Source organism: Treponema porcinum, assembly GCF_900167145.1.
Taxonomy (GTDB): domain Bacteria; phylum Spirochaetota; class Spirochaetia; order Treponematales; family Treponemataceae; genus Treponema_D; species Treponema_D porcinum.
In genome coordinates this window covers 141,393-153,688 of sequence record NZ_FUWG01000004.1, presented here as the reverse complement: position 1 = coordinate 153,688, position 12,296 = coordinate 141,393, and the positions used below count along the sequence as shown (strand labels likewise).

The window sequence follows — 12,296 nt, the reverse complement described above, 5'->3', positions numbered from 1 at the left end:
TTGACATACATTCTGTAGAGTATACCCAGACAAACGAAAGATGATTTTCATAGGAGGTTTATATATGAAAATGACTAGATTGGTTGCGTGTGCAGTAATCGGTGCGCTGTGCGTTTCATCAGTTTCTGCGTGGGGAAAAAAGAAGTCCGGAATTAAGGACACAATCACTGTAATTTCACGTGAAGCAGGTTCCGGAACACGCGGTGCATTCATTGAACTTTTTGGTGTAGAAGTAAATAATGCACAGGGCAAAAAAGTTGATATGACTGTTGATACTGCTGATATTACAAACAGTACGGAAGTTGTAATCACTTCTGTTGAAGGCAACGGTTCTTCCATCGGATACATTTCGCTCGGTTCTTTGAACAACTCTGTAAAGGCACTTAAAATTGACGGTGCAGTTGCAAGCGTTGACAACATCAAGAACGGAAGTTACAAAATCAGCCGTCCGTTCAACGTAATTACCAAAAGTTCACTTTCTCCGGCAGCTGCTGAGTTTATGCGCTTTATCGTTTCTTCTGACGGACAGGCGATTGTAGAAAAGAAAGGCTACATCTCTGTACAGAAAGGTGCTCCGTACAAGTTTGATGTAACAAAAGGAAAAGTAACAGTTGCAGGTTCATCTTCTGTATTCCCAGTTATGGAAAAACTTGCAGAAGCATTCAAGGCTGTAAATCCTGGAATCGTCGTTGAAGTTTCACAGAGTGATTCTACAACAGGCGTAAACAGTGCAATTCAGGGTGTGTGCGATATCGGAATGGCAAGCCGCGAACTTAAATCAAGCGAAACTGGCGTTTCTGCAACAAAAATCGCAATCGACGGAATTGCAGTTATCGTAAACAAGGACAATCCTGCTGAAAACCTTACAAAAGAGCAGGTCAGAAAAATCTATACAGGCGAAATTACAAAGTGGAGCCAGACTAAATAGATAGAAATCTGTTGTTCGGAAAAAGAGTTTTTTAGGGAATATAAGCTGGTTTTGAGCAGTCCAAAAGGTATTGACAGGTGCCGGAAGGACTGCTGTTTTTTTTATGCGGCAGAAAATTAACATAATCTTAACAATTCCCTTACTTTGTTTTTGAAAAGAACATCTATAGTCAGAAGTATGAAAACGAAATTAGAATTTTCTATGAAAATGATTTTCTTTCTTACGGCTTGCGTTTCCGTTGCAGCGGTTGCGCTCATCTGTTTTTTTATGTTTGCAAACGGTATTCCTGCAATGCATAAAATAGGATTTACGGAATTCATTTTCGGGCTGAAATGGAAGCCGGAACTTGAACAGTTCGGCATTTTCCCGATGATTGTGGGAAGCATTATCGTAACTGCCGGTGCAATTATTCTGGGCGTTCCTGTAGGAATTATGACGGCAATTTTTATGGCTCGTTTCTGCCCGGCATGTTTCTATCCTGTTATGAGGCACGGCGTGAACCTGCTTGCCGGCATACCGTCTGTTGTATACGGTTTTTTCGGACTGACGGCGATTGTTCCGGTAATCCGCACTGTATTTGGTGGAAGCGGCACAAGCATTCTTGCAGCTTCAATCGTCCTTGCAATTATGATTCTTCCGACGATTGTTTCTGTAAGCGAAACGTCACTTCGCGCAGTGCCGTCACTGTATTTTGAAGGCTCGCTTGCGCTGGGCGCGTGCAAGGAACGGAGCGTGTTTTTTGCTGAACTTCCGGCTGCTAAATCGGGAATTATCGCCGGTGTTATTTTAGGAGTAGGGCGCGCCGTAGGTGAAACGATGGCGGTCATTATGGTTGCCGGAAATCAGGCTGTTCTTCCGCACGGTCTTACAAAAGGAATACGTACGCTTACTGCAAATATCGTCCTTGAAATGGGCTATGCAGCAGGTCTTCACCGGGAAGCACTTATTGCTACGGCGGTAGTGCTGTTCTTCTTCATTCTTGTCATCAATTTCATATTCATGATGACAAAACATTCTGCTGAATAAACCGGCGGATTGTAGTTCTGGAGGAAAATATGAATCAGACAAAACAGTCGTTAGTGCTGCGGTTTCTGCTACGGCTGTGTGCGGGAATTACGTTTGTTATTATAGCGGGACTTATAATCTACATTTTGTGTATGGGGCTTCCGCACATTACGCCGTCACTATTTGCCTTGCACTACTCAAGCGACAATGCCTCGCTTTTTCCGGCGCTTGTAAATACGGTGATTGTGCTTATTCTTTCCCTTGTTCTTGCTGTTCCTGTAGGCGTTGGGGCGGCGGTGTATCTTGCAGAGTATGCAAAGCGCGGAAATAAGTTTGTACGCGTAATAAGAATAACGGCAGAAACGCTTTCGGGAATTCCGTCGATTGTATACGGACTTTTCGGCTATCTTCTGTTTGTTACTGCATTAAAATGGCAGTTCAGCCTTCTTGCCGGCTGCTTCACCCTTGCCATTATGATTCTTCCAGTCATAATGCGCACCTCAGAGGAGGCTCTTCTTTCTGTACCGGATATGTACCGCGAAGCAAGCTTTGGTCTTGGAGCCGGTAAACTCCGCACTGTTTTTAAGATTGTCCTTCCTGCGGCAATTCCAGGAATCATAAACGGCATTGTGCTTAGCGTGGGAAGAATTATCGGAGAAACTGCAGCTCTTCTGTATACGGCAGGAACTGTTGCGCACATTCCGTCATCTCTTATGGGAAGCGGTCGGACGCTTTCGGTTCACCTTTATTCGCTGTGGTGTGAAGGTCTTCGCACGGAACAGGCGTATGCAACGGCGGTCGTACTTGTTTTGTTTGTAGTTCTTTTGAACTGCATTTCAGCACAAATCGAAAAGAAAATGAAAAGGAAGTAATTATGAAAGAAAATATTTCTGCTGCAAAAGCAAAGATTTCAATCAAGAACCTTGATTTATTCTACGGTTCTTTTCAGGCACTTCATTCAATCAATATGGATATTTACGAGAATGAAATAACTGCATTCATCGGACCAAGTGGCTGCGGAAAGTCAACGCTGCTAAAAAGCCTGAACAGGATGAATGATCTTGTAGAAGGATGCCGCATAGAAGGTGAAATTCTTCTTGACGGAAAAAATCTGTTTGAAGATATTGACGTTAATATCCTTAGAAAACGCGTCGGAATGGTGTTCCAAAAACCTAATCCGTTTCCGATGAGTATTTATGACAACATTGCATACGGACCTCGTACTCACGGACTTAAGAAAAAAAGCGAACTTGATGAAATTGTAGAAAAATCCCTGCGCGGTGCGGCAATCTGGGACGAAGTAAAAGACAGGCTGAACAAAAGCGCGCTTGGAATGAGTGGCGGACAGCAGCAGCGTCTTTGCATTGCGCGCGCTCTTGCCGTAAATCCTGAGGTTCTGCTGATGGACGAGCCTACGAGCGCACTTGATCCTATTTCCACCGGAAAAATAGAGGAACTGTTGGACGAACTTCGCAAGCAGTTTACAATCGTAATCGTAACGCACAATATGCAGCAGGCGGCGCGTATCAGCGATAAAACGGCGTTTTTCCTTTTGGGAAATATGATTGAGTACGGCGATACAGAACAGATTTTCTCTTCGCCGCGTAATAAAAAGACGGAAGATTATATTACCGGACGTTTCGGTTGATGTTCCGCTTTTCAGTTTGCCGGATGCGGACAGAATTTTGGTTTGCGTACAGCAACGTGATGAAAAGAATTCAGAATCCTTTTTGTTGCGGACTTTTTATAGGAGATTTTGATGAGAACACATTTTGACAATCAGTTGAAGGAATTGAATGACAGCCTTATTTTTTTAGGTGCAGAATGCGAGGACTGTCTTACGTATGCAACGCAGGCGCTTCTTACAGGAACAAAGGAAATGACTGAACTTGCAATGCAGTGCGAGCGTGAAACTGACTCCAAGCAGAGGTACATTCAGGCACTTTGTATGAAGCTTTTGCTTCAGCAGCAGCCTGTTGCAGGAGATTTGCGTACCATAAGTGCGGCACTCCACATGATAACTGATATGGAGCGCATTGCTGATCAGGGAAGTGACATTGCAGAAATAGCGCGCCATATAGATTTTACTACAAACGAAAAAAATCAGAGTATTGCGCAGATGGCTGACATTACTATAAAAATGCTTTCTATGGCTGTCTCATCATTTGTTCAGCGTGACAAGGAACTTGCGCTTTCCGTTCAGAAAATGGACGACGACGTTGACTCTTTGTTTCAGCAGGCAAAAGTAGAACTTGTTGATATGATGTGCGGCGGCGGAGTGCCTGACAAAAAAATGGCAGAGGGCGCGCTTGAAATGCTTATGATTGCCAAATATTTTGAACGCATAGGCGACCACACGGTGAACATTACGGAAGCTGTTGTTACTATGCTGAACGGAAATTAGGGAAGTGCTGATTAACACTTGAAGCGATTACTTATCTCTGTATTGACTGTTTATAAAAAAGGCATTTGAAAAATCTCAAATGCCTTTTTTTGCCGGGAACCAGACTCGAACTGGCACGGCATTTAACTGCCGAGGGATTTTAAGTCCCTTGTGTCTACCATTCCACCATCCCGGCGACAGATATATAATATAGAAAAAAGGGGTTTAATGCAACCGCTGAAATGGCGCAGTTGCATTAAACTTGCAGTTTCATAGGAAACTGGTTATTTGACTGTCCGCTTACGCGGACGGAATTGCAATCCTCGAAAACTGAAGTTTTCTGCGGTGTGCAATTCAATAAGAAGGTTTAATGCAACTGCTGTAAAAGGCGCAGTCGCATTAAACTGACAGTTTCATACGAAACTGGTTATTTGACTGTCCGCTTACGCGGACGGAATTGCAATCCTCGAAAACTGAAGTTTTCTGCGGTGTGCAATTCAATAAGAAGGTTTAATGCAACCGCTGAAATGGCGCAGTCGCATTAAACTGACAGTTTCGTAGGAAACTGGTTATTTGACTGTCCGCTGTTTTTTTCGCGGATGATACTGTTCTTGTGGGCGGGTGTTGTTCTGCACGAATGTCAGCCATTCTTCCGGTTCTGGTATTTCAAATACCTTATGCTCGCCGGTAAAAGGGTGGGTAAATTCCAACGTGCGTGCGTGCAGCGCAAGGCGTGCGAAAGGGTTTGTTTTTGCGCGGTAGTTATCGTCTCCGGCAAGAGGATAACCTTTTGAAGAAAGGTGCGCGCGTATCTGGTTCTTGCGCCCTGTGTCAAGGCTTAATTCAAACAGTGTATGTGTTTTTCCGCGTGCAATTATTTTGTAGTGCGTACGTGCAGAAATCGTCTTGAACTGCGGCTGTCCGTTTTTTACTGTAAGGTTTCTTTCATAAACAGACCGTTCTTCCCTGCCTGAAAAAGTCCGCTTGTGCAGAAGAGCCTTCCTTGTAAACGGCGTATCTGCCGGCCGGGCACCCTTTTTAGGTACAAAACCGATGTTGTGCGCATTATACGCAATCTCATCATCAATAAGCCCTGAATCACTAAGCGCATCTTCTGGATTACGCGGATTTTCCGCAACGGCGCGGTAAAGCCGTTCGGTAACAATCGTCTGCCAGTTGTCCATAATTTTTTTCTGCGCCTTTTCCGTAAGCGCAAACATCATAACGCCGGAAGTATCGCGGTCAAGCCGGTGGACTACAAACGGTCTGTGATTTTTTGAGAACGTTCCCTTTTTTCGCATAAGCTGTTCAAGCGTATCAATCGCCGTCCTGTTCCTGCTTCCAGGATAAGGAACAGAAAGCATTCCGTCAGGCTTGTAGATGACGGCAATGTATTCATCTTCGTAAAGAAGAGTTATTTTTTCACGCCCAAAATCAGGCTTGTTTTCCCGTTTGAACCGGGTCGTGTTTTTTTCCATAATTTATTCACCTTTTGTTCAATTTTCAAATGATGAAATGCTTTTTTCTATGTCGGTTCTGCAACATTCTTCCGTAATGTCAATTTCCTTGTGGTAACGAAGATAGTACAGGACGCATCGGATTTTTACATCGTCCGGGACCGCAAGCATTTCCTGAACTGCCTGCCGGTAGCACGCAAGCTGAACATAATACAGTTCCGGATTCATTGTCTGGTTTGTCTTGTAGTCAACAATCGTGTACGAACCGTCTGCGCTTTTAAACACAAGGTCTATCGTTCCGCGTACGATTTTTTTCCCTATCCTACTTTTGAACTGATATTCTGCTTTGTGCCAAGTTGAACAAGAAGCTTCTTTTCCAAGAGGAGACTTTTTAAATGCCTCTGCCATTTCTGTGCAGATTTCAAGGACTGTCTTAAGGTTCTTCTTGTTGTCCGCAATTCCTGCGATTGCCGTATTTGAAACGACAGGTTCTGTCTGCTTTACTGCCGCCTCAAGATACGTATGCGCAATCGTTCCAAAGTCCGCCGGAGAAAAACGCGGCTCCCTGCTTATAAAATCGTCGCCGGTTCCGCTGTTTTCTTTTGCGGCAGCCGGAATTGACTCTTCTATAATCCTGTTGATTTCTGGATAAGGTACGTTTTCCGGAGCGGCTGCTGTATTCGCGGTCGTAACTTTTCTTCCCTGAATGAACGTTTCGTCGTCCGCTCCGTACAGATGGCTTGGCGAAAGGTAGAGGCGCGGAACATCGTCTTTTTCAACTGTTTCTGCATTTTTGTAAGTGCCGTTTGCATTCAGTTCGGCAATAAGCTTTTGTTTTTCCGCGCCGGAGTTCTTCCGTTTTTGCGCAGTGCTTTCAAAAGTGCGTTCCATAGGCGGAATGTATTCCACGGAGAACGGTTTTGCGCCTTTGTATTCTTCTGAAAGGTAGAAATTTATTACTGGTTCAAGGACATTGTAGATTGACTCAAGCGCGCCGTTTCCGCCGGGCGAATATTTTTCCGTCGCATTTTCCGTATATGAGTATTTGCCGTTTGTAATGTAAAGCTGGTCTTTTGCGCGGGTAAGCGCAACGTACACAAGGCGGCGCAGTTCCGCATAACGCCGGGCTTTTTCAAGGTCTGCGGTTTTCTGGTAAAAATAGTTTGATTTTGAATCCGGGAAAGCCGCAGACGGCGGCGTATTTACGGTAATTCCGTATTCTTTGCTAGAATAGACGGCGTTCGCGTTCCTGTCGCGCATAGAACCTTTGTGCGTTGCGCAGATAAAGACTACAGGATATTCAAGTCCTTTGCTCTTGTGAATAGAAAGAATGTGAACGCCGTCCGCCTGCTCAAGCGGAATGTCCATCCCTTCAAGTTTTTCTGCCTGATTTTGATAGGTGCGTACGCTGTCTACAAATGAAGCAAGGCTCATATTCTGCTCTTCTGACTGTCGGGCAAGTTCAAAAATCAGGTCGTACATTTTGCCGTACATTGAAACTGTCTGATTCCACATTGTTTCGTAGCAGTAGCCGCTTTCGTACCAGAGTTTCGTAACTGTTTTTGTAAGCGGCTCGTTACGGGAAAATGATTTTAATTCGTTGAAAAAAATGCCGGCGCGCAGATAGCGGTTGAATGCCTCTTCCTCAAGAACAGACTGAACGGCGCTGTCGTCCGAAAAAGGCGGAAGTGAAAGGGTAATGATTGCATTTGTTTCTTCGGAAGAAAGGTTTACCATAGGCGAACGCAGTATCTGCGCGTAGGAAAGCGAGTCTTCCTCGTATACGCAAAGTCTCAGGAACGCAAAAATGTCGTTCACCGGACCGTCGGAGAAAAAGCCGGTTACAGTTTCTGTATTGTACGGAATTCCGTGGTTTAAAAGCATTCTCTCGTACATCGGCTGAAGTGAATAGCTTTTAAGAAGGATTGCAATGTCGCCGGGTTTTACCGGTTTTCCGCCGTCTGCGCCTTCCGTAATCAGCTGGTGGATTTTTTCCGCCGTCCATTTTGCTTCCGCTTCTTCTTCTGTTAAAAAGCCGTCCGATGCTTCCTGATTTTTATCGTACAGGGCAAGATGGATATGAGGCGTGTACAGTTTTTCTGCCATACCCAGCGTTTCTGCCTCTTCCTGCGCGCTTTTAGAAAGCGTAACTTCACTGTATACGGCTTCATATTCGGGAACAGGTCTTCCTTCAGAAACGTCCTTCGTTGTGTAGAATACGGCAGGCTGCTTCTCCGTTCCTTCCGCCTGTTCTCCACTGCGCGCCGCATTTTTCCCGTGTTCCGGCGGAAACGCGCATCCTCCGAAAATCGTATTGAACGCGGCAATCAGCGATTGATGGGAGCGGTAATTTGTTGCCATCGAGAGGTTTCCGTCTGAAAAATCATTTGAAAGGGCGCGGAACACTGAAACATCTGCGCCGCGGAATTTGTAAATGCTCTGCTTTTCGTCGCCTACAAAAAACAGTTTGTCCGGGCAAAGTTCTTCTACGGACGGAACGCCTGTTTCCATCCGCTCAGGACGTTCTGCCAGAAGAAACAGCATATCGCGCTGAATGGCATTGTTGTCCTGAAATTCGTCAATCATAATCGCCTTGTATTTTTCTTTTTCGATTTTGCGCAAATCCGGGTGATCGCGCAGAATGCACAGCGCAAGGCTGGAAACGTCGCGGAAAGTAAGGACTCCGGTTGCGCGCTTCAATCCGTTTACTTTTTCCTGAAATTCCTGAAGCAGGGGAATGAGCTCTTTTGTAATGTAAAAGCCGCTTACGTAATTTACAAGCGATATGAGTACCGGAGAAACGACACGAAGTTCGTTCAGGCAGTCCTTGATTTCTTCAACGCCCTTTCCGCGCGGAAGTGGAAGTTTTTCAAGCCTGTTTATGAAAAGCGCATACCTTTCTATTTTTGCAGAGTCAGATTTCTGAATGTCTTCGGCAGAAAGTAAAGGAACTTCTGGAAAAGCTTCTGGTTTTCCAAGAGCAGCGTAAAGCGTTCTGTATGTCTGCGTATCCCTGTTTCCGTCAAACTGATTGAAACTGTTTAAAAGTGCGTTTACGGTTTTATCTGCGTGAGCGGCATTTTTTTTCCAGGCGCACAGTATTTCTTCGTGCTGTTTTTGTATGCACGCGTCAAAATCAACAGGCGATGATATGGTGGAATTTTCAAGAACCGGCTGAACAAAAAGTTCTTTGGCGATTTTATCAAAGCTGTCTGTCTTTACAAGCGTTTTTACTGCAAAATTATCGCGGTGTTCCAGAATGAACGGAAGAGCCATATTGTAAACCTGTTCGCTGATTGTTTCGTCGTCCTGCGTAAAATCTGGGGAAATGCCGTACAGGTGGGCGCCTGTTTTTGCTACGGAGTTACAGTAACTGTCAAGGGTCTTTATGTTTGACTTAAAAAACTGTGCAGCCTGTTCAGGTGCTTTTTTCTTAAGGACTTTATAAATTCTGTCCGACATTTCGACTGTCGCCTTTTTTGTAAACGTGAGCGTAAGAATCTGGTCTGCGTTATAGTGCTTTTCCGTAACAAGATAGGAAAAACGCTCTGCAAGAACAGTTGTTTTTCCCGAACCTGCACCTGCGCTTACAACTGCGTTACGGCTTACGGTGATTGCCTTTTTCTGGTTTTCGTCGAACGTCCGTTCCCCGGACTGGGCCTTATTCATCTCGTCTTTCATATTAGTCCTGCCTGCTTATGTTGAATACCCTGCGGCACACGGCGCGGAAGTCGCATCTGTTGCACGTGTTGAAGTCCTGATTTTCATTTGTTACGGAAAAATCCGTTTCTGTAATTTTTTGCGCATACAGTTCCATACATTCCTTGAATTTCTGCATTGTGGGCGCAAACTGTTCTTTCGTAACTGATTCCGGCGGATTTTTCTTTTTTGAGACGGCATTTACGCGTTCAAAAAGCGTTTTTCCGGTAACTGGCGTACATTCTCCGGCTTTTACGCTGAAAAATCCGCAGTTTTCCGCTTCTACAGGCGGATTTTGGTTTTCTAGAAGATAAAGATACATCGGCATCTGAAAATCTGGCAGTTCAAATTCTTCGTTTTCTTCCGGTTCGTGCGGATTTCCGTAGTAAAGCGGCTGCGGAACGGATGATGTCTTGAAGTCAACAAGAATAAACTCCGCGGCAGAGTCGTCGTACAGAAGGCAGTCTATTCTTCCCGTACAGACGTAATTTTTGCCCGGAATTTCATAGAAACATTCTTTTTCCATTTCGTAAACGATGCAGCCTTCAAAAATCTGCGAAAACTTAATGACCGTTTTTTCAATTTCGGCGGAAAGAGCCGTTTTTGTCGTCTTCAGAAGTTCTTTTGCAAGAAAACTGTTTTTTTCAATCTGAATGGCATTGTCTATGCTTTGCAGAAGAATTTGCCTGTAGTTGTCGTTCAGTGCATTTTTTTCTGCTTCATAGTGAACTGGAAGATTTTTCTTTTTCAGTTCCGTGCAGTAAAGTTCAAGAATTTTGTGATACAGGTTTCCCATCGCAAAATAGTCCATAAGTTCCGCTTCGTTGTTCTGCTGTTCAAGTCCAGAAACAGTTTTCTGAAGCCAGAAGCGCGGGCATTGGTAGAACCGTTTAAGGTTTGTTTCGGAAATGCGGATTTTTCCGCTTTCGGTGAAGTGGATTTTCTGTATTTTTTGGGAAAGAACGGCTGTCCCGCCGGAATTTCTGCTTTCATTCCCTTTATCCTGACATTCTTCCCAGCGTGCCTCACTTTTTTTCTGGCTTATGCTGATTTTTTCCGGGAACGGACTGTTTTTGCTGTCTACTCCGCCGGCGAACCATTTTTTTTCTGCAAAATAAAAATCTCCGGCATGAAGTTCCTCCGCGCTTTCTTTTGTGCGGTTGTTTTCTATTAAATAACTTGATGCCTGTGCATATCCGGTGAACGTTTTTGCGCTTGCCGTGCAGTAAACAGGCTGGGAATACGAATTCATCGCGTACAGGCGCAGGAAATCCTCCGTAACGTTTGCGTCCTCGCGGTTCAGAATTCGTTTCCGCTTGTCGTCGCGCAAAAATGAAAGTTCCTTGTATACAACGGAAAGCGCGCTCTGGCTTGCGTCTGCAATAATGTGGCAGGCAAACGGAGCGCACGCACCCATTTTATACGGCAAAATCTGTACGCCGCGCTCTTCCGTCTGGGCAAGGTAGGCTTTTCCGTCAAGATACTTCGTGAAGAAGGAGAAGCAGTCAGGCGCACGGCAGTCAGGAAATTCCTGTTCAAGGTCGATGAGTGCGCTTAGTTCGGAGATGCAGCGGCTGATAATCCTGTCTGATTTTTCAGGGCAGTTTTCCATATCGAAAAACGTTTCGCGGAAGTCAAAATAGCGCTCGCGGATTTCTGAAAAAGTCTGTGCGCCTGTGAGCCTTGTAAGTTTTTCATGCAGGGAAACGTAGAAGTCTTCGGCGCGCTTTTCGCTGCTGTTCCGCCTTAACGATTCGTTCCACACGTCAATATTTTTTCCGTCGTAAGAAAAACTGCATATACAGTTGTTTGCTTTTCCGAATGAGATAAGCTGGCGGATGCTTTCACCGTCTTTCCAGGGAAGTTCCGTGTTCAAAAGCAGTTTTTTTACGGAAGAAAAACTGAATCCGTCAGAAACGCACTGCTTCGCCTGAGAAAAGAAATTGCCTGCGCCTGTTGCAGAAAGCGCTTTTGCCGAGCGCATAACGTGCGGAATCTGGAACAGTTCAAGTTCCCTGTCAATGTATGCGCCGTAACTTTCCATATCTGGAACATGAACGGCAATGTTCTGCCAGCCAATTTTACTGTTGTCGTGAAGGGAACGCAGGCGGAGCGCAATGTTCCGGATTTCAGTCCGCGCGTTCGGGAAAAAATCAACTGACGGAGAAGGCGAACCGTCCTTTTCAGGAAGGTGAATTACCGTTATATCAGATTTTGCGTCCTCAAGGATTTTTTTGTATTCCGCATAGTCAGAAAGAATTTCCGGGAAGAAAATAAAATAATGCTTTCCGTCTGCGCTGAACGGCGGAGTTTCCCACGCCGGGTCGAACAGACTGTGCTTTTCAAGGAACGCGCGGTATTTTTCGTAGATTACAAGAAGGTCTTTGTCCTCGCTGTCCGGGGCGCTTTTACTAAGGTCAAAATATTTTTTCCATAAAGAAAGTCCCGGAAGAAAGCTGCTTATCCAGTCTGCAAAACCGGAGGCAGTTTTTGCGTATTCAGGCGCGATGCAGCTTTTGAGGAACGGTGCAGCGGCGTTTTCCGCGATAAGCTGTGATGTAAAAATGGCGCGCATTGCCGACGGAACAGCTTTTTTGTCCTGATGCCGGCTTCTGATTGATTCTCCCTTGAACGTATCCCACGCGATGAACCGTTCCGTTGCAACGGCGTGTACTTCGCTCGTTTCCGTAATCCTGTCTGCCCATAAATCCGCCGCAGTCTGCGTTGCAAAAACAAAATATGCATCAGGATTGCGTATGTTTTCCTTCAGCGTTTTTTCAATGATATTTTCAGAAATCACCTTACCGTCCCCTGCCTGAAAAGA

General features: G+C 45.1%; 8 protein-coding genes and 1 tRNA gene. 5 read left to right on the top strand and 4 right to left on the bottom strand.

Translation table 11 applies throughout. The annotated features are described in order from the left end of the window. Positions 1-64: 64 nt before the first annotated feature. From B5D55_RS03575 to phoU, 5 genes are all read left to right on the top strand, one after another. Positions 65-928 (top strand): substrate-binding domain-containing protein, encoded by an 864-nt coding sequence (locus tag B5D55_RS03575; protein WP_078932630.1) that lies wholly within the window; start codon positions 65-67, stop codon positions 926-928. Positions 929-1,105: 177 nt separating this feature from the next. Further along, positions 1,106-1,954 carry a phosphate ABC transporter permease subunit PstC gene (gene pstC, locus B5D55_RS03570; RefSeq protein ID WP_078932629.1) on the top strand — a complete coding sequence of 283 codons (849 nt, stop codon included), beginning with the start codon at positions 1,106-1,108 and terminating at the stop codon, positions 1,952-1,954. 29 nt (positions 1,955-1,983) lie between these two features. Further along, positions 1,984-2,805 carry a phosphate ABC transporter permease PstA gene (pstA, locus tag B5D55_RS03565; RefSeq protein ID WP_078932628.1) on the top strand — a complete coding sequence of 274 codons (822 nt, stop codon included), beginning with the start codon at positions 1,984-1,986 and terminating at the stop codon, positions 2,803-2,805. Between the two features lie 2 nt (positions 2,806-2,807). Then, positions 2,808-3,581 carry a phosphate ABC transporter ATP-binding protein PstB gene (pstB, locus tag B5D55_RS03560; protein WP_078932627.1) on the top strand — a complete coding sequence of 258 codons (774 nt, stop codon included), beginning with the start codon at positions 2,808-2,810 and terminating at the stop codon, positions 3,579-3,581. Between the two features lie 111 nt (positions 3,582-3,692). Then, positions 3,693-4,337, top strand: coding sequence for a phosphate signaling complex protein PhoU (phoU, locus tag B5D55_RS03555; protein WP_078932626.1), 645 nt, complete (start codon positions 3,693-3,695; stop codon positions 4,335-4,337). Positions 4,338-4,427: 90 nt separating this feature from the next. Here the strand turns inward: phoU and B5D55_RS03550 are convergent. The 4 genes from B5D55_RS03550 to B5D55_RS03535 all read right to left on the bottom strand — a co-directional run bounded on the left by B5D55_RS03550 (position 4,428) and on the right by B5D55_RS03535 (position 12,272). Next, positions 4,428-4,512, bottom strand: a tRNA-Leu gene (locus B5D55_RS03550). Between the two features lie 373 nt (positions 4,513-4,885). Beyond that, positions 4,886-5,794 carry an RluA family pseudouridine synthase gene (locus tag B5D55_RS03545; protein ID WP_078932625.1) on the bottom strand — a complete coding sequence of 303 codons (909 nt, stop codon included), beginning with the start codon at positions 5,792-5,794 and terminating at the stop codon, positions 4,886-4,888. An 18-nt stretch (positions 5,795-5,812) separates the two neighbouring features. Then, the gene (locus tag B5D55_RS03540) at positions 5,813-9,454 is read right to left on the bottom strand and encodes a UvrD-helicase domain-containing protein (protein ID WP_078932624.1); all 3,642 of its coding nucleotides are present in this window, start codon (positions 9,452-9,454) and stop codon (positions 5,813-5,815) included. A 1-nt stretch (position 9,455) separates the two neighbouring features. Then, a complete protein-coding gene (locus B5D55_RS03535; protein WP_078932623.1) occupies positions 9,456-12,272 on the bottom strand; it encodes a PD-(D/E)XK nuclease family protein in 2,817 nt (938 codons plus the stop codon). Positions 12,273-12,296 lie beyond the last annotated feature (24 nt).